The following is a 20,331-nucleotide window of genomic DNA, read 5'->3' as shown; positions in this document are numbered from 1 at the left end:
TGAAAAATTTGAAGAAGATTAAATTACCAGACAAATGTTCTCCATTAGTCGCTACGATTGCATTTCCGATATGCTTTTAGCATTTAATTGTCACTGATTACCAAGATTGTATAAAAATCTTGGAAAAGCTATTAAAGCAAATACTTGGGAGGAGTTAGCCAAAACATTTGGGAACGACCGATGGGAGAACCTAGATCTGGTATCTTTATCCCAATGATACCCGCTTTTTTAACTATTAAACTTGCTTTGCTTTCACCCCACACAAGAATTTCAGCCCATTCCCCCAAGCAAGGTTCGTGTCCTACCAGTGCAAGTTGACCCATAACAGCACGATCTTTTTCCATAAACCATTGGGTCACCCAATCAAATAAATTACCCTCAGGTGAAAGATATTGGCATTCTTCGCAGTGGGAGCCGACTCCATTCTCCACAAGTACTTCTGCAGTTTGGTATGCCCTCACTAAAGGACTCGTAAGAATTAAATCAAAATTTAAATTTAGTTTTTTTAAACGTAGAGCAATTTTTGCGGTTTTTTGTCTTCCTTCTTTAGTCAGCGCCCGTTTAGCATCGGTAATTTCTGGTCGTCTTTCTTCCGCTATTCCATGACGAATTAAATATAATTCCACTTCTTCTTATTTTTCTTAATTTTATGATTTATTTTCCAATTTATTTTAAATTCTATTGATACAAATTGGGAAAGTTATGTACTATCCCAATTGCTAGTGCTGCGAACAAACTGACCATTACAGAAAAAGTACTGTTTGGCGTAATTATTCTTTATTATCCCTAGCTTCCTATTCTTCTTTCCCTGTTCTCCGTTCCCTGTCTCGCTTACACGCACCCACGATGAACAACATTCCCACCCTGCGGGGTGGCTACGCCGGATTGCAACTTACGTTGTTGCGGGGTAGTCGCGCTGTTCCCCGTTCCCTAAAAATCAAAATTCCTCTGATGAAATTGGATTATCCCTAGGATTAACCAATCGTAAAAGCTTTTGCTTAATTTGAAAATCAAAAACTTCCCATTTCATCTTCGCGTAAGTACCGTTTTCATTCCCTCCAGATAGAAAACCCATTGGAATTTCAAAACCACCAGCACTACTACGTCCGCCGCCAAAAAAGCGCCCAGTACTATCTTTTCCAAAGGCTTGCTTAATAAATTCATCGGGGTCCAAAGTCAATTTATTTGTTCTTAATGAGCCGATTACTACCTCCAATTCATCGTCTTCATCGTGAACTAAACCATAAACCACCGCTGTATGAACATTTTCTTCTGTCACTAAAAAATCTGCCGCTTGGGGAATAGCATCTCGGTCGTCATAGCGAAGGTATCCCACTCCAGCAATCGAAAAGTTATTTTGAACCATGCGGTTTTTCAACGCCCGCTCAATGACATCCATGACTCGTTTCGAACGAGTAGCTTGTAATACTGCATTCAAGAGTTGGGCATCGTAAAATTTACTTAAATATGCCGCTGCCATAAAATCTTCTTCTTTGGCTTCCATCAGACGATTTGTGTCCGAGTGCAAACCATGCATTAATGCTGTGGCACATTTGACATGCTGACTAATACTACTATCTAAGTCAAGTAGACCTAATTGCAAATACTGGGTAAAAATAGTTGCGGTAGAACGTACGTAGGGTCTGATATCACTAAACTCTGACTTCAAATCTCCCTGCAAATTATGGTGGTCAATGACGGATAAAAGGGGCATTCCTGCTTTTTCCAACACTGGTACCAATTGTGATGTTGTACCTTGATTATCAAGTAAAACAAAACCCTGGTACAGCGACAGATCTTTACCTTTAATGGTTTGTAAGGACCATCTTTGGGACGGTAAACTTGTTAGCTTAACTAAAGCGATATTTTCTTGATGACTTAGCGCACCGGCATATATGATTTCACACTTAATATCATACTGTTCGGCAATTAATTTATATGCCCAAGCAGAAGAGAGAGCGTCAGGGTCGGGAAAATCCTGTAAAACAATTAAATGATGTTCGCGCTTGTGAGCACCAAGTATTTTCTTTAATTCTTCTATTTTTTGCTCAGCGATAGAACTCCCACGAGAAAAGTGTGTGGGAGTTTCTGATTCGCCTGATTTTATTTCTTTTTTTGGCTGGGATTTCCTACCTCGATCTGCTATTTTTTTTAACTGCACATCTTCCAAAGCTTTATCTTTGGTTGTTTGCAGATTTTCAGGCTGACTTGCAGAAGATTTGGGTAGCATAGGGAACAAATTTAAATTCTTAACGTTGGTTAAATTACACTGAATTGCATTACCTAATAAGTAATTATGTCGCAAATAATCAAACCAACATTGCACTGCTTTACCTGTAACTCACAAATTTAGCCATTAAAACAGTTGTAAAGCTAAAATTAAGCTTCGGCGGATGACGTGATTTGACAGCCCCCTCTAAAAAGATTTTCTAGGAATTTTTTGGTATTTCTTACAACAACCATTCAATAAGTCAACACAACCAATTTTCCTTTTACGGAAAATCTAACTTTTTTTCATCGAACGAAAACGTTATGTGCTATATTTATCGAGTCGCTGGAAACAGCTTTATTTTTTGGCAGGCGAATATGTTTGTCACTTGTGCTGTAAACAAATTAATAGATTCCTGGTAAGCTGGTTTCACAAATAGACCAACACAACTATTTGCTTATTACTTACTGGAAATTAGGCTCAAGTAGTATCTAAGAAGTTCACTTGTTAAAAACCTCACAAACCAATAACGTATTTCTGCCACTCAGCATGCATGCCGCTTTTTAGGTGTTTACTAACCTCAAAATATAGGCTGCTGTAAGGGCGACGTGGTGAATTCCTCAGGGGCATACTAGCCTCCTTTGGAGTACGGTTACCCTTTTTGACATTGCAGCGCACGCAAGCAGTAACCATGTTTTCCCAGGTTTCTCCTCCTTTTCGAGAACGCGGAATAACATGATCGAGGGTGAGTTCATCCCCCGTATAACCACAGTACTGGCAGGTATAACTGTCTCGATGCAATATGTTACGTCTGGTAAGAGGAATTTCCTTGTAAGGAACCCTTACGTAATATCGCAGGCGGATAACAGTCGGAAGTAGAAAATCAGAGTAAAGTGTCTTGCCGTTGTGTTCGACTCGCTCTGCCTTACCCTTAATTATTAATACTGCAGCGCGACGCCAACTCGTGATATTGAGTGGCTCGTAGGAAGCGTTTAATACTAAAACCTTACCCATTGATTACAGCTCAAGGTATTAGTTTTACATATATTAACACAAATGCTATCTTCTGTGGGTATGAGAATAAATTATACTTATTTGATTTAGTAAAAATTTAATCTCTATAGTATTTTGATCGTTTATTAAGATAAATGGCTATGGATTAGCTTTAGAGAGTTAGAAATATAAATATATTTTTATGTGTTTCGTTGGTTTATGTATATTACTTGACTTATTTGCCAATATTTTATTAGCTTGAAAAATTACTAAATTTATTAATTGTAGACTTGCAAGATTTTAAGATTCTAGGATTTTGAACTTTGAGATTTTAAGCCCTCGAAAATCTCTGCTAATGAAAATATCCAGTTCGAGAACAAGAAAAGCGCAGTTGGTAACACTACGATTAGTAGTGGGAAAGCTTTCTCTTGTTCTTTTAAGTAACCCCTTTGCAGTCAAATCTAATTTTTCAAGCACTTGTTACTTACTCATTCGTAACAATTTAAGAATGAACGCATGTTTTGAACTACTGAGAATCTGGGCAGATTTGAGTAATTTTTACGAAACCCTAGCTGCAGGCCAAGCACTGTGGATGCACTTTTATGCTGTTTCACATACACAAATTAGCAGATTAGTATCCACAAAAACGTAATGAAAACACCATTTCTTGTAGTTTACCTAACTAACTTAGATTTATTAATTTATTAACTAACAAATTTAATTAATAAATCAAAGATAAAACGATGACAAACAAATTATTCGCAATTACTGCTGTAAGTTTATTGAGCTTAGCTTCCCTAAGTCTTTCAATAATGCCCTCTGAAGCTAACACAACGACTGCTCAATTGAAAAATAAAAGGTTTAATCTAACAAAAAAGTGTCGTGCAGCAATCACTACTGCGACAAATCGATTGGAGAAAAACCCTTCACTTAAGGTTGTCCAATCCCCAACAGATAGAGTTCCTTACGATTACTATCCCCAAGGTCGTCCTCACAGACAATCATTTTACCTGCAAGGAGCAGGAGTAAAACCAATAATGAATTCTTCTGTATTAATGGCTTCTATTGCTAAACCAGTTATCAATAATTGTAATTCCGTCAGTTTAGTTAGTTTTGGCACCTTTGGAACTGATTGGATCGAAGATTTTGGTTTAATGTCCAACGGGAAAGTACAACAGTTCAATTGTCCATCTGGTTTTGCACCCCCATTCTATCCAAGACCTCTTCGATGGGGAGAATCCTGCAATCCGTGACAAGCTTAAATTGTCATGAATGGTTACTTACTAGACCTATCGGATATGTCTACTTTACTTCCTGCTATACTTTGCTAAGATTTAATCTCTAAAAAGTAAAAATCAGTTTTTTAAGTTACAAAGCAGAAAAAAATACTTTTTGTTTAAGGGTTAGCAAATAAAAGGTTAAAGATTGACCTGAATACATCAGAAGAGCGTGAATATAACTATAAACTTACTAGTACAAAGCACTGGTGTGATAGGAGTACAAATAAATGTTAAGTCGCGAACAAGGTAATGACGTTGGTTCTCATCAAAATTGCGACACTTATGCCTGGTTTTCTCAACGCGCTTGGGTAGAAATCGATTTAGAAGCACTGTCTCATAACGTACAACAATTACGCCAATTAATTTCCGAACATACCGACCTAATGGCGGTAGTTAAAGCCGATGCTTACGGACATGGAGCAGTTACAGTTGCTCAAACAGCATTAAAGTCTGGAGCTAATTGGTTGGGAGTAGCAACTGTCCCTGAAGGTATTGAATTACGGGAAGCAGGAATTAATGCACCAATTCTAATTTTGGGAGCGACCCACACTCTCGAACAAATTCACGCGATCGCCCATTGGAAACTTCAGCCAACAATTTGTTCCCCAAAACAGGCTTTAGTATTTTCAGAAACCCTGGGTTCGATAGATTATTCTTCCTCTATCCCCGTACATATTAAGTTAGATACGGGAATGTCTCGGTTAGGAACCAACTGCGAGTTAGCAGGAAATTTTGTTCAGCTAGTACAAAGTTTACCCCATTTAGAAATTGCTAGTGTTTATTCCCATTTGGCGACTGCAGATAGTGCAGATCCTACAGTCATGCACCTACAACATCAGAGATACGAAAGAGCGATCGCTCAAATAAAAGAAATAGGAATAGAACCATCCTACTTGCACTTAGCTAATTCAGCTGGTACCCTGCGCGATCAAAATTTGCACTATGATATGGTTCGCGTGGGTATAGCAATCTATGGGCTTTATCCTGCTACTTATTTACGGGAGAAAATCGACCTGCGACCGGTTTTACAAGTAAAAGCTAGGGTGACACAAGTTAAAACCATTTCTGAAGGAACTGGAGTTAGTTACGGTTATCAGTTCATTGCGCCAAGAGAATTGCGCATAGCAGTAGTTGGTATTGGTTATGCAGATGGCGTTCCGCGCAATCTAAGCAACAAAATGCAAGTATTAGTACGTGGTAAACGCGTGGAGCAAATTGGTGCAATTACCATGGATCAGTTAATTCTTGATATTACTGATGTTCCCCACATACAAGAAGGAGAAATTGTCACCTTACTAGGACAACAGGGGAAAGAAAAAATTTCTGCTGATGAATGGGCGAATCAACTGAACACTATCTCTTGGGAAATTGTTTGTGGCTTTAAGCATCGTTTACCAAGGGTTGCTGTAATGTGATTGAACCCTGGAAAAAGTTTGCAATAAAAAAACTTTCAATTAAAAATGAAAAATATGCACTTTTTTATCAGTTTAGTGTTATCATGCTCTAGACACAAACTTATGCGGATGTGGCGGAATTGGCAGACGCGCTAGATTTAGGTTCTAGTGCCGCAAGGCGTGAAGGTTCAAGTCCTTTCATCCGCATTTATGTTCGATAGTGAACAACTTCAAATTTAATAATATTTTTTTACTAGAAATCTGTAACCTAAAGATTATCTAGTATTTTTTGTATGTTGCAAGCACACAGTATTGCAGGCTTGTAAAACATTTATAGTAGCAAGTAATTCTCTTAAGATTCGCTTAATAAGCGTAACTAGTTACTTAGTGGTTTTTACTTGACCCCTAAAAATAATCTTTAGGAACAATAATTTAACAACCTGCTATTCTGAATTTTGGAATGGCGCGTTACGCAATAACTAGAGCCTTCGGCGTCGGCGGATTCGTTTGGAACGTAGCGCAGCGATAGGTAACGTCTCCGGATCCGTAGGTAACGCAGCGATAGGTAGTGAACTATAGTTATAGCCTCTAGCCTCTAGCTGCCCTACCTAATCTGTTACGCTTAGAACGCGGCAAAGCTGTATGACTAAAGTCACGCTGTCGCTAATATCGTAGGTGCTTCTAACGCTAACCCCTAACCTCTAGCTAGCGACGCTAACAGCACCCGACCTTTCCAGTTTATTTAATCCATATTACTTAGGAAATCGAGTACTTGCAGAATAAAGACTCTATTTCAATCGCAATATAAATATGATTCTTGCAATCGCCACCACCATAGACTAAAAATCAAATTCTTTCCCCTTTAACCAAGAAAAATAATTTCTCCACAAATAATCTAAAGTAAACTAATAGAATCGAAAAAGTTTTTTGAATACAAAATTATCTTTATAAAGACTCAGCCCGAAGATAGCTTTAGTAGAAATTTTCCGGAAGAGCATTGGGTCTTAGCGGATAGAGTCGTAATTATTGCACCACGGGAAATTCTAAACACTCATATTTTCGGCGAAAATAGCATAAATTATAGAAATCAAAAATGTAATCAGCTTTTTAGAGGTGTGTTATAAGCTACAAATGCTTCAATGTAAGTATAATTTATGTACGGTGTATTAAAAGGAAATTACTAATATTTACCTCTAAAGCATAGGAAAAATAAACATTAATCTTTTTACTTGTTTACTCTACCAAAACCTATCAATAGCAGAAATATAATCATACCTGTCATCAAATAAAAATCTTAAAATTGTTAATACTAATTGAAATCATAAGTAAAAATCTATTGTTGTGAATAAATATTTATTTATGTGTTTTAGTCAAATAATTAAATCACATAAATTTATATATGTAATTTATTATTTCTCGAGCCAAAAATATCTTATCAATATTGAATACAAGTTAAAATTTCTCATAGTTGAAATTTTATGTCACTAACAACAAATCATATAGTCATTGAATAAAAATGTATAAAAAGAATAGTCTTTTTTTTAACTGATACTTGACTGTAATAGATTTATTATCCATAATCATCTATCAAAAGAATACAAGCTACAATCATTGATTATTCGTTAATAAAATAAATTCTTCCACAGTTTAAACTTGTTTTGCTCTAGACATTTACATTGCAGAATATGTCAGTATTATCACCATGAAGACTTTTATTTAATTTTAGAAAATATGGTAAAAATACTGTATGAATTAAATGTACTTTGCTATAAAGTTAGCTGCTTAATGTAGTTTTTACATTTTTTTTACTCCTTATCCAAAAATGTCTGGTAATCTCAATACAAGTAAGCAAAATCACCGCGACTTACAATCTAATTGAGATTTGATTGTCCTAAAATAAGGCTAGCAAGCTCAAGTTTACGTTCAAAGAATATATAAAAATTCGTATTACAAACTACATTTCATCTACTTTTAGGAAGAAATGGTAGTTGATGCCAAAGCAAAATAAGAGCTTGCTCGTATTAAAGTAGTCAGCATAAAAAGTAAAATGAGCACAACTCCTACAGGTGGCTACAAGTTTTTCCAGAAACTACACCCGCTATCTCTGCTGGCACAACTTACTAGCAGAAGAGTTACAGGCTGCTTAAGTGTTTTCACGCAAAATGATTTTTGGTCAATTTATTTAGAAGAGGGCAAGTTAACTTATGCATCCTGTTCCAATAAGTTGTTTGATAGACTCGACACACACTTACAACATTTGAGCCAAAATATTCCCAGCCTTCACAGCACCACAAGGACGCAAGTGAGGTTAATGTTTGAATCAAAACAAGAAAAAAAAGGTGCAATCACAGATTATGAGGCTATCTGCTGGTTAGTCGACAGGAGGTGCATTGCTCCTAGCCAAGCAGCAATGCTGATTGAAGAGCTAGCAAAAGAAGTAATGCAATCTTTTCTGAGTCTTAAAGAAGGAGGATATGAATTCAGTACTCAAACACCTTTGGATGAATTACCAAAGTTTTGTTATTTAGATTTGCGGCTGATAGTTGAGCATTGTCAAAAGGAACTGCGAAGTCAGAAAAGTATTGCGGTTTCATCAAATTCTCAACAAAAATCTTTGCCAGATTCCCAACAAAAATCTTTGCCAAAAACCTCCAGTGAAACGCAAATACCAACACAATTAATACAGCAAAGGGTGCAACCAAGGACAGAAATTGCACCAACACCAACAAATAATCATATTCAGGAAAGTGTTAACTCTGAAGAGCAAAATATTAATGGCAACAATCATCCAAAGCTGCTGCAAAAAAACCTGTACACAATTGCTTGTATTGACGACAGCGTAACTGTCTTAAATTCCATTAAACACTTTCTGGATAAAAACACATTTTCAGTTGTCACAATTAACGATCCGGTAAAAGCCTTGATGTTGATTCTGCGTAGCAAGCCAGATCTGATTTTGCTTGATGTTGAAATGCCTAATTTAGATGGCTATGAGCTATGTTCATTGCTGCGAAAACATTCAAGTTTTAAAGAATTACCAATTGTGATGGTAACGGGAAGGACTGGATTTATTGATAGAGCAAAAGCAAAAATGGTTCGTGCATCTGGGTATTTGACCAAACCTTTTACCCAATCAGACCTACTAAAAGCAATTTTCAAGCATATTAGTTAGTCAGAATTACGAAACGGGTTTAAAAATGTTTGACGTAATTGATTTATAAATTCAGGAGTTAAAGGAGTGAATGCTACTTCAGTGGGGACAATTTTAGTTGTTGAGGATTCTCCAAGTGAGTTGGAACTAATGAGCCATTATCTTCAAGAAAGTGGCTACAAAGTTCTCAAAGCTACCGGAGCGAAAGAAGCAATTGAAAAAATTAAAGTGGAAGAGCCAACTGTAATTATTACAGACCTGGTCATGCCGGATATGAGTGGTTTTGAATTGTGTCGTTACTTAAAGAAAAATCCCGATACCCAGGAAGTCCCAATAGTAGTCTGCAGCTCTAAAAATAAAGAAATTGACCGTTTATGGGCAATGAGACAGGGTGCAAAAGCCTATGTAACAAAGCCCTATACACGGGATCAACTTCTTCGTGCTATTAAGTCAGTAACAAATTAATAAATCCGCTCAAAACATGAATAGTTCCAAAATAACCGTTGCCAACGAACAGATACAAAACCATTCTGGCGACGGATATCTTAAGTTTAAGCTTAACCGTCAAACATTGGGTATTTTGTCCATGAAATATACCCAGGAAGCCATTGTTATTCCTGTGGAATCAATCACCTCAATGCCAAACATGCCTCCATGTATTCTGGGTTTAATGAATTGGAGAAGTCGGATAATTTGGTCTATAGATTTGCCAGAGATGTTAAATCTAGAATCCTTAGATACCAGATTGCACCAATACAATGCGATAATTATTCGCGTCGAATCAGTATTATTGGGTTTAATAGTCCAAGAAATTATTGGTACGGTTAGATTTATGCCCGATCTAATTCGTTCTCCAGTAGGACAAGTTGCATCTAGTTTAGTTCCTTATTTACGTGGATGCGTCATGCAAGAAAAAGAAATCTTACTATTGCTAGATGCGCGGGCAATTGTTCAGTCTTCTATTCTTCACAATGACTAGGGTGTATTGCTAAAAAGTAATTTTTTAGTATCTTGATTCATCAGTGCAGGGAAATACTGTTTATGTTTAATAAAGCTGACGATCTTAAGAATGGCAATACAGGTCGGGAAGTGTCATCTACTTCATCCGGAAAACTGACGAAGGCTCAAGCAAAATTGAACGCCATATCTTCCAATAGTAATGTTGAGAATAGATCTTCCTTAAATCGCCCAGGAAAAATTTTTCAGGGAATAAGCTGGGGACGCAAAGCAACTATATTAGCAGTTGCTTTTGGTACTTTGCCAATCTTAGGTATGGGAGTTTTTGCCTATAAACTTACAGACAAAGGAATTAGAGATAAAATTCATAAAATTCAAGAAACAAAAGCAACTGGATTAGCGGATAAAGTTAATCTTTTTATGTCAGAACGAGTTCGAGAAGTTCAACTTTGGTCAACTCTGCCAACTTTTAGAAATCCAAACAACGCCAGTAGTTTACTAAATAAATTTGGGGAAAACAGTCGTTTTTATAGTAATATCGCTATTTTCAATCTCAAAGGAAATGTAATTGCCCAATCTCAAAAAAATAAATTAAGCAACGAAAGTAATTTTGAATATTTTAAATACATTACTAAAACTGGCAAAACCCAGATATCTCAACCAGAAAAATCTAAAGATAATAGCACTTACAATATCTACATTGGCGCACCAATCAAAGATGCAGCTACAGGAAAAGTTCTCTATATTATCCGTGCTCAAATGCCCGTTGCATCTATTGATGACGAAATCGTTAAAGATTATGCCGGTCAAGGGCAGGAATATAATTTAGTAGATAGCTCTCAAACTATTTTCTTAAGTGCAGAGAAACAATATATTGGAAAAAAACTGATAACAGAATATAAAGAAATACCATCACTACTAAATCCTGATAGGGTTGAAACCTTCATCACTGATAGAGCAAGCAACAATCGCAAAGAACTTGTTAGCTATATACCATCAAGTAAACTATCGGGTTTAGAATGGAGCATATTGCTATCTCGGGATAAGGAAGCAGCATTTGAACCCCAAAGAAGTCTATGGTTGCAAATGCTCCTCGGGACCATACTCATGTCAACAGCTGTAATGATTCTATCCACTTTGTTGGTTAAGCGTGCTACCCGACCAATTGTCAGTGCAGCAGCAGCAGTAGCAAAACTCGGGGAAGGCAAACTCGATACTCGCTTGGAAGTAAGTGGAGAAGATGAAATAGGAGTACTGGGTGCCAATATTAATTTAATGGCAAAACAATTGCAGACACTAATTCAAGAAAAAGAACTTGACAGTACGACAGCTAAGTTACTAGCAGATATAGTCCTACAAACTCGTAAAAGTCTTACAACCGAAGATATTTTAAAAACAATAGTTGAAGAAACTCGTCAAGCATTAAAGACAGATCGGGTAGTTGTTTATATTTTCAATCCGGAAACTTGGGATGGAACCGTAGCCTCTGAGTCAGTGAATCCGAAATTTGTGCCGATCGCCGGACAAAAAATTGATGACCCCTGTTTTCGGGAACGCCAAATCAAAAACTATCAACAAGGTCGAGTCAGAGCAATTGAAGATATTTATGAAGATCCCGCTCTGAAGAAAGCAGATTGTTACGTGCAAACCTTGGAAAGATTTGCTGTTCGAGCAAATTTAGTTGCTCCTATCATTACCGAAAGTAAATTGTTAGGATTATTAATTGCTCACCATTGTCAAAGCCCGCGCCCTTGGGAAAAATCAGAAATTGATTTGTTTGAGCAAATTGCAGTTCAAACCGGTTATGCTCTCGAACAAGCAAAACTACTAGAAAAATTAGAAAGAAGCCAAATCAGTGCTGAGTCACAGTCCCACGAAGAACGGCGACAGAAAGAAAAACTGGAATTACAATTAGTAGAATTACTCAGCGAAGTTGAAGGTGCTGCTAGTGGAGATTTGACAGTACGTGCAGACGTGACCCCTGGAGACATTGGTACGGTTGCTGACTTCTTCAACTCAATTGTGGAAAGTTTGCGAGAAATTGTTACCCAAGTCAAAGATACTGCAACCCAAGTAAATACAGCTATTGGTTCCAATGAAGGTGCTATTCGAGAATTAGCAGAGGAAGCACTTTCCCAAACAACAGAGATTAACAACACTCTAGACGCTGTGGATAACATGAATCAATCCATGCAACAGGTCGCTCAGAGTGCCCAAGAAGCCGCATCGGTGGCAAAAAATGCTTCCCAAACAGCGACACAAAGTGGCGAAGCAATGGACTTAACAGTACAAAGCATAGTACATTTGCGCCAAACTGTTGGCGATACAGCAAAAAAAGTCAAGCGTTTGGGTGAATCAATGCAACAAATTACCCGCGTGGTAGCATTGATTAACCAAATTTCTATGCAAACTAATTTACTTGCAATCAATGCCGGAATCGAAGCCGCAAGAGCCGGAGAGGAAGGTCAAGGATTTGCAGTTGTCGCGGAGGAAGTAGGTGAACTTGCTGCTAGAAGCGCCGGTGCCACCAAAGAAATAGAGCAAATTGTCGAAAATATCCAACGCGAGACTAGTGATCTAGCAGAAGCAATGGAATTAGGGACTGCCCAAGTAGTAGAAGGTACCCGCGTGGTTGAACATGCAAAATACAGCTTAAATCAGATTTTGACAGTATCCCAACAAATTGACTCTTTAGTAAACTCCATTTCTCAAGCAACTACATCACAGGTAGAAATTTCTCAAACTGTGAGTCAGTTGATGAAACAAATTGCTAGTGTTTCAGAACGCACTAGTACTTCTTCAAATCAAGTAAGGCAATCTTTACAGCAAACTGTGAAAATTTCCCAAAAATTACAAAAAACTGTTGGTACGTTCAAGGTCAATTAAATTGCTGTCTTGCTGCATGCTCCCAGTCCGTTGTCTCGATGTATGTCTACAGTCAATGTTGAATTAATGCTTGACTAATGACTGATGACTACCAATTAATAAATAATGACTAAGGACAACAACGATGTCACAGGATAAAGAACTCGAAATCCAGATGCAATTTCTGGAGGAAGCTACCGATTATCTTAATACTCTGGAGGCTGTATTACTTGAAATAGACCCCAGTAGTAACATTCCTCTAGAAAAAATTAACGCTGCGCTGCGTGCTGCTCACTCTATTAAGGGTGGTGCAGCAATGATGGGATTCCGCGCTTTGAGCGATTTGGCTCATCGTCTTGAAGATTGTTTCAAAGTATTAAAAACACGGAAGAGTTCCCTAGATATAGATACTGAGTTGCAAAGTCTACTTATATCTGGCGTTGATTGGTTGCGTCAAATCGTAGATTTACACTCGGAAGGTCATGCGATTGAGGAGCAGTGGTTGGCAAATTTTTGCTATCCAGTATTTGAAGAACTCCACGAACGTTTGGGCGACCCAGCACCGGAAGATGTTTCAACCATGCTGTCGCCTGAAGAAGGGCAAAATATCATACCTTTGCTATTTCAAACTGAAGTTGAGGGTAGCTTGGAACGTCTGGAATCAATTGTGAGTCAAGACCAGCAAGCCGGCTTAAAAGAAGAACTAACAGTAATGGCTGCTGAATTAGGCGGTTTGGGAGAAATGCTGGAACTAACAGCTTTTACCCAACTATGTCAATCAATTGCTAATCGGGTTCAAATAACTGATCGAGATGGAGAGTTAAGCAAGTTAGCTAGAGCAGCATTGGAAGTATGGCGGCGATCGCAAGCCTTAGTTTTAACAAATCAAATTGATAATTTGCCAGTCGATATTGATTTAGAAGGTATTAGTTCTGAGAGTATTAGTTCTGAGGGCGTCAATTATGATGTTATTAGCCCAGAGAATATTGATTCAGCTGTTGAAACACCTCCAGTTGATAGCTCAGTATCGACAAACGATAATAAATTAGATAACACAGCAATAGATCTTAATATTGAAGACTTATTAACAAATTCTGAAGCAGAAACACAGGAAGAAGAAAATTTTGTTGTCAATTCATCAAGTCAACAAGCAGACGCTACATGGCTAGAAGATGAGGTTATTTCTACTGATTTTGAAGCACTAGAAGCAGCTTTTGCTCGGGAAGCTGCAGAAGAAGTGGTGGAAGAAACACAATCAGCAGCTGCGAATCGTGAAGAAATTTCCACTACAGACTATAAACTGATCGAACATAAAGCAGAAAATAATTTTGCTGGAAATAAAAGTGATACTCCAGAAAACACTGTTCGCGTTCCTAGCAAGCAATTAGAACAAATAAATGATTTATTTGGGGAACTCGTCATTCAACGTAATGGGCTTAATTTGCAATTAGAAAGATTGCGTAAGCTAATTCGCAGTTTGAATAAACGAGTCCAAACTTTGGATCGGGAGAATCACCAATTACGTACTGCATATGACAAAATAGCAACCGGGTCTTCTACATCTTTGGGTGTTTCACCACTAACTTTACCTGGTAGTAAAGCACCTGATAATAGTCATTCATCTGATGATGAAGTTACTCACAATGGTAATGGAGAGGATAATAAGCTTGACTTAGGTGATGATGCGATCGCCCAAAGCATTAACAGCAGTTTTGATGCTTTAGAAATGGATCGTTACAACGAACTAAATTTCCTTTCCCAGGAAGTAATGGAAACTATTGTTCAGGTGCAGGAAGTTGCTACTGACATTGAGCTAAGTATTGAAGATACCGATCAAATTTCCCGCAAACTAAATAAAACTTCCAAACAGCTACAAAGAAAATTAACTCAAATCAGAATGCGTCCCTTGGGAGATGTTGTTGATCGCTTCCCCAGAGCGGTGCGCGATATGAGTGTAGAACATGGCAAAAATGTTCAACTGAAAGTTGAAGGTGCAAATACTTTAATTGAACGTAGCATTTTAGAATCCTTGGGCGAACCACTAATGCATTTGATGCGAAATGCTTTCGACCATGGAATTGAAGATCCGGTTACCCGTACTGCACATAATAAGCCAGAGTCAGGCTTAATTGAAATCAAAGCTTGTCATCGCCGCAATCGTACAGTCATTACCATGCGAGATGATGGACGTGGCATTGACTTGGGTAAAATTCGCCAAAAAGCCCTAGAAATGGGTTTAGACAAATCTTTATTAGACCAAGCTACAGAAGAAGAACTTCTATCACTAATATTTGAACCAGGATTTAGTACCAGTGAAAAAGTCACCTCACTATCTGGTCGGGGTGTTGGTATGGATGTTGTTCGGAACAACCTCAAACAAATCCGCGGAGATATTACCGTTAATACTGAACCCGGACAGGGTACAACTTTCACTCTTTCTGTACCATTTACCCTTTCTGTTGCAAGGGTACTATTGGTGGAAAGTAATCGCATGTTGTTAGCGTTCCCAACAGACATAGTCGAAGAAATCTTCTTGTTGGAAGACAAACAAGTTAATGTGATCGGTACGAATGAATTCTTAAATTGGCAAGATAAAGATTTAACATTGATTCGTTTAAGTAAATATTTGCGATTTAACTGCGTACGCTACGATAATCCAGACTTAGAAGCCCCAGCAGCAATCAACGCTAGCAGCGTGTTAATCGTTAAAGGTGGAAATCAACAACTTGCAATGCAAGTGGATCGCACATGGGGAGAAATGGAAGTTGCTGTTCGTCAAGTGGAAGGAGATATTCACTTACCAGAGGGCTTTAGTAACTGTACAATTCTTGGTGATGGTCGAGTAGTGCCATTAGTTAATATCAATGAACTGCTTTATGGAGTTGTTAATAAAGATCGCAGTTCTAGGAGTAACAAATTACCTTCAGCCAAGCTAAAAACAGCATTTCTACTTTCTGGTGAAAGTAAACCGCCTGAATCATCTCGAAACCGTAAGGGTAAAATTTTGATTGTTGATGACTCTATTAATGTTCGCCGGTTTTTAGCTCTGACACTAGAAAAAGCTGGGTACAGTGTAGAGCAGGCTAAAGACGGTCAAGATGGTTTAGAAAAGTTGGATTCTGGATTGGAAGTGCAAGCTGTAATTTGTGATATTGAAATGCCAAGAATTGATGGTTATGGCTTTCTAGGACGAATTAAGGCTAATGCTAAAACAAGAGATATCCCAGTCGCAATGCTCACTTCTCGTAGTAGCAACAAACATAAACTTCTTGCAATGCAACTTGGTGCAGTGGCTTATTTTTCCAAGCCTTACAACGAACAAGATTTACTCAAGACATTAGAAGAAATAATTTATCCTGTCGCAGGCACAACTGCAAAGTAATGAATAATGAATAAATTAGTTAGGAAGTAGGGAAAAGAGGGAATTGTTTTCTCTTTTTCCTTTTATCTTAATTTTTAAGTTTATTTATTATTAAGCTTTACTGTTTAGATTTTATAGTTTTGCTTTTTTATAATTATACTGCTTCGTAAATCTGGCTTTTATTCGTTGTTAAGCAATATTTCACTTTAAAAATTGAACTTTCAAATTTTGATTTAATATCTGAAATTTTGATTTGATGCTTGGATTCTTACTGTATTTAATTTGGATATTTCGTACTCAATTGATATCAATCAGTTACCAGTATAGCACGCCATTGGTAAGTATTTCTATATTTTTCTGCTGAATTTTATTACAAAAAATTATCTAACTAACTAATTATAAATCGGCTACGAAAAAAAAGACTTTGTGAGTAAGTTTCAGCTTTATTTATTATTTTCAAGCCAGGGAAATATGCCGAGTCAATTAATAACTATAGTTAGTTGATATACATATATTTCTGCAGAATTATTGTAAATTTATAGAGCAACGTATAATCTTTTATTTTTCACTAATCATCATTACATGCTTAGAAATACTTTCAGGCTTTGAAACTTTCAGGCTTTGAAACTTAGATACAGCAACATCTAACAAAGTTTATATCGAAAATTTGCTTGGAGTCATTTCAGAATCACAGTAATCATTGATTCTATGTGCAGTGATTATTTAGTGCTCTTAATTTTTAGTTTGATTGACTGCCTGCTTGTATTTTTTTACCTTGTCATGATAAACATACAAAAAACAAAAACAAAATATTTTAATAAATTGATTTTTTTTTACGAAATATCTCTAATATACTTTCCCGAAGGTGAGATGTATTGATTACTCTAAATATATAAAATATATAAAAATATAATTATTTTTCATTCTTAAATCGACAACTTTGAGTTGGAAAATTTGAATAATATTTAGTTTTATTTTAAGAGAAATAATGGGGGAATATATATTAACTGTGATGTAAAAGTAGTAATTTTTATTAGTTAATGAAGAAGTAATTAATTACTGTCAAGTAGTTTTGCATAATGGGAATAATGTAATCCCATCGCTTTCGATAGACTGCATATATTGATAATATCAAAAAACACTAGAAATTTTGTTTAGTTTTAATAACAATAAAAATCAAAGGCTTAAGATAACTTGAGCTTTAATTAGTCAAAAATCATTGTGCAACATCATACATCTAATTTTAGTGGTCAAAAAATGTCAATTTTACAGCGATTTTATAACCTCTCAATTGGTCGCAAACAACTAGTTGCATTAGTTGCTTCAGAATTAGTTTCTGTTATTGGTATTGGTGTTGTCGGAACTTCGATTATTAGTAATAGTTTAAGGAATCAACTTTCCGAGCAAGCAAAGTCAGAAATTACCGTCACCGATACTAATTACAATATTAAAATTAACCAAATGGGTTTTGGATTTCGGGGACAGTCAGATAATGCAGCAATTATTAATGCAGCATCAATACATGAATCAGGAAGGAGTATCACTGGTGGTTTAAGAGCGCAAGTAAAACAAATTCTTCGTAATGAGATCAAAGCCAGAGAAATAGAATATGCAACTTTGGTTGGTAGAGATTTAAGAATAGTTCTTAATGCAAATAGTGAACGTAGTGGGGAGAAATTTAACCCAGATAATTTAGTTAGTGATGCTATCAAAACCGGCCAACAAATTAAAGCTACTGGTATTGTGAGCTTATCTGAGTTAACTAAAGAATCACCACCTTCTCTCAAGGCAGTAAAAGATTATTTTAATGAAGGTAAAGCCTTGATTAGATATACTGCAACACCAGTAAAAAATAGAGCTACAAGGGCAATTATTGGTGTTCTAATTTCTGGAGATGTTGTTAATGGGAAAGAGAATATTGTTAAGAAAACTTTAGAAGCAACTGGGGGAGGCTATAGTGCTATTTATCAACTCCAACCGACAGGAGAATTTGTTTTAGCTTCCTCTTTAAATCAAGGCAAATCGGAAAATATCAATCGAGCCATAGCTAATTTAAAATTATCCTCAAAAGGTGAATCTTTATTAATAAAAGCTGCACAAAATCCTAATGGTGAAACTGTCACCGACCGCATCAAACTAGGGGACCAAACCTACACAATGGCAGCCACTGCTATTCCTAATAGAATCATCCAAGGAGCTAGTAGACCGCAGAAAAGTTTTGGAGTAGAACCACCAGTAGGTATTTTAGTCAGGGGAACCCCAGAAAATGCTCTGAATCAGGCAATTGGTAAAGCAGTAATAATAGAATTATTAACAGTTCTTTTTGCTTTAACTCTAATTGCTATTTGGGCAATTATTTTACGGCGGTCAATTGTTACACCGATCAGAAATCTACAGGAAACTGCAAAGAAATATGCAAATGGCGATCGCACTTCTCGTGCTCAGGTATTTGCAACTGATGAAGTAGGAGAATTAGCTGTTAACTTTAATAGAATGGCTGATAAAATCACCCGACAAGTTATTCATCAGGAAAAAGAAACAAAATTAGCACTTCAACTAAATAATGTTGCTGCGAATATTCGCGAAACTTTGAATGTTGACCAAATTTTAAAAGCAACGGTATCTAATACTAGAGAAGCATTGCAATTAGATAGAGTGATTTTCTATCATTGCGACAACTATAATATTCCTCAATTAATTGCGGAGTCTGTAAGTTACGAATGGGAAGCAGCTTCGGAAAGTCAATTTACTCAAATTCAAGTTACAGCAGAAGCTAAAGTTGGTAGCGTACAAGTAGTCGAGAACATTGAATCCAGCGACTTTTCTCCAGAGTATCTCCAGCAACTGCACAAACTGAATGTCAAATCCCATTTAATTGCACCAATATTTGTTAATAAACAACTTTATGGATGGTTAGCAGCTCACCAATGCTCTGATTATCGTCAGTGGGAAGAAATTGAAATTAATTTATTTTCCCAAGTCGCAATTCAAGTTGGTTACGCGTTGGAACAAGCAGAATTACTCCAACAGATAGAACAAGGGATGAAAAATGCTGAGATAACTTCTGAAGAAGAACGCAAGCAGAAAGAAGCCTTGCAAATGCAATTATTAGAACTTCTTGACAATATTGAAGGTGCAGCAGGTGGTGATTTAACCGTGCGAGCAGATGTTGGTGATGGAGAAATTGGAACTGTTGCTGACTTCTTTAACTCCATTGTGGAAAGTCTACGCTCAATTGTGACTCAGGTTAAAACATCAGCAAGTCAAGTAAATACAGCTATTGGTTCTAATGAAAATGCTATTCGTCAACTAGCAGAAGAAGCACTGACCCAAGCAACAGAAATCAGCCATACTCTCGATGCAGTTGACAGCATGAGTCAATCAATGCAAAAAATTGCCATCAGTGCTCGAGAAGCAGCTTCAGTGGCTGGAAATGCTAAGACTACTGCAACGGAAAGTAGTAAAGCAATGGATTTAACCGTACAGAATATCTTGCGTTTGCGCACAACCGTAGCTGAAACAGCCAAAAAAGTAAAACGTTTAGGGGAATCTACTCAGGAAATTAATCGTGCGGTAGCACTAATTAATCAAATTTCTATGCAAACCAATTTACTAGCGATAAATGCTGGGATTGAAGCATCCCGTGCTGGTGGAGAAGGTCAAGGTTTTGCTGTCGTTGCTGAAGAAGTAGGCGAACTTGCTGCTAAAAGTGCAAATGCAACTAAAGAAATTGAAAAAATAGTTGAAAATATCCAACGCGAAACTAGCGAACTTGCACAAGCAATGGAACTGGGTACAGCACAGGTTGTAGAAGGAACAAAAATTGTTGAAGGTGCCAAATACAGTTTGACTCAAATTCTAACAGTTTCTCAACAAATTGATTCTTTAGTGCGGTCAATCTCTGGTGCTACAACTTCCCAAGCAGAAACATCACAAAATGTCAGTGAATTAATGAAACAAATTGCCGGCGTTTCAGAACGTACTAGTACATCTTCTCGCCAGGTAAGTAAATCGCTACAAGAAACTGTAGAAATTTCCCAGGAATTACAGGAAATTGTAGAAACCTTTAAAGTTAGTTGAGGGATTAGGGATAGCACTGCGTCCCACCTTGCAGCATAGAG

11 protein-coding genes and 1 tRNA gene are annotated in these 20,331 nt (G+C 37.0%); 9 read left to right on the top strand and 3 right to left on the bottom strand.

Annotated features, from left to right (window positions below; genetic code table 11):
* Nucleotides 1–131: 131 nt before the first annotated feature.
* From sixA to BC008_RS21075, 3 genes are all read right to left on the bottom strand, one after another.
* Nucleotides 132–626: a phosphohistidine phosphatase SixA gene (gene sixA, locus BC008_RS21085; RefSeq protein WP_027841520.1), complete on the bottom strand. Its 495-nt coding sequence runs from the start codon at nt 624–626 to the stop codon at nt 132–134.
* A 311-nt stretch (nt 627–937) separates the two neighbouring features.
* Nucleotides 938–2,326 carry a DHH family phosphoesterase gene (locus BC008_RS21080; RefSeq protein WP_407657070.1) on the bottom strand — a complete coding sequence of 463 codons (1,389 nt, stop codon included), beginning with the start codon at nt 2,324–2,326 and terminating at the stop codon, nt 938–940.
* Between the two features lie 399 nt (nt 2,327–2,725).
* Nucleotides 2,726–3,223, bottom strand: coding sequence for an HNH endonuclease (locus BC008_RS21075; RefSeq protein ID WP_027841518.1), 498 nt, complete (start codon nt 3,221–3,223; stop codon nt 2,726–2,728).
* Nucleotides 3,224–3,945: 722 nt separating this feature from the next.
* Here BC008_RS21075 and BC008_RS21065 point away from each other — a divergent pair.
* From BC008_RS21065 to BC008_RS21025, 9 genes are all read left to right on the top strand, one after another.
* A complete protein-coding gene (locus BC008_RS21065) occupies nt 3,946–4,455 on the top strand; it encodes a hypothetical protein (RefSeq protein WP_058183810.1) in 510 nt (169 codons plus the stop codon).
* Between the two features lie 254 nt (nt 4,456–4,709).
* A complete protein-coding gene (gene alr, locus BC008_RS21060; RefSeq protein WP_027841517.1) occupies nt 4,710–5,897 on the top strand; it encodes an alanine racemase in 1,188 nt (395 codons plus the stop codon).
* A gap of 104 nt (nt 5,898–6,001) precedes the next feature.
* Nucleotides 6,002–6,083: transfer RNA gene (locus BC008_RS21055), tRNA-Leu, on the top strand.
* A gap of 1,840 nt (nt 6,084–7,923) precedes the next feature.
* Nucleotides 7,924–9,048 carry a response regulator gene (locus BC008_RS21050; RefSeq protein ID WP_027841516.1) on the top strand — a complete coding sequence of 375 codons (1,125 nt, stop codon included), beginning with the start codon at nt 7,924–7,926 and terminating at the stop codon, nt 9,046–9,048.
* A gap of 66 nt (nt 9,049–9,114) precedes the next feature.
* Entirely contained in the window at nt 9,115–9,492 is a 378-nt protein-coding gene (locus tag BC008_RS21045; RefSeq protein WP_027841515.1) for a response regulator, read from the top strand.
* A 16-nt stretch (nt 9,493–9,508) separates the two neighbouring features.
* Entirely contained in the window at nt 9,509–10,006 is a 498-nt protein-coding gene (locus BC008_RS21040; RefSeq protein ID WP_027841514.1) for a chemotaxis protein CheW, read from the top strand.
* A 62-nt stretch (nt 10,007–10,068) separates the two neighbouring features.
* Nucleotides 10,069–12,870: a methyl-accepting chemotaxis protein gene (locus tag BC008_RS21035; protein ID WP_027841513.1), complete on the top strand. Its 2,802-nt coding sequence runs from the start codon at nt 10,069–10,071 to the stop codon at nt 12,868–12,870.
* A gap of 124 nt (nt 12,871–12,994) precedes the next feature.
* Entirely contained in the window at nt 12,995–16,231 is a 3,237-nt protein-coding gene (locus BC008_RS21030; RefSeq protein WP_027841512.1) for a hybrid sensor histidine kinase/response regulator, read from the top strand.
* A gap of 1,236 nt (nt 16,232–17,467) precedes the next feature.
* Nucleotides 17,468–20,290: a methyl-accepting chemotaxis protein gene (locus BC008_RS21025; RefSeq protein ID WP_036264798.1), complete on the top strand. Its 2,823-nt coding sequence runs from the start codon at nt 17,468–17,470 to the stop codon at nt 20,288–20,290.
* Nucleotides 20,291–20,331 lie beyond the last annotated feature (41 nt).

The organism is Mastigocoleus testarum BC008, assembly GCF_001456025.1.
Classification (GTDB): domain Bacteria; phylum Cyanobacteriota; class Cyanobacteriia; order Cyanobacteriales; family Nostocaceae; genus Mastigocoleus; species Mastigocoleus testarum.
This window is presented reverse-complemented; position numbering and strand designations above follow the sequence as displayed.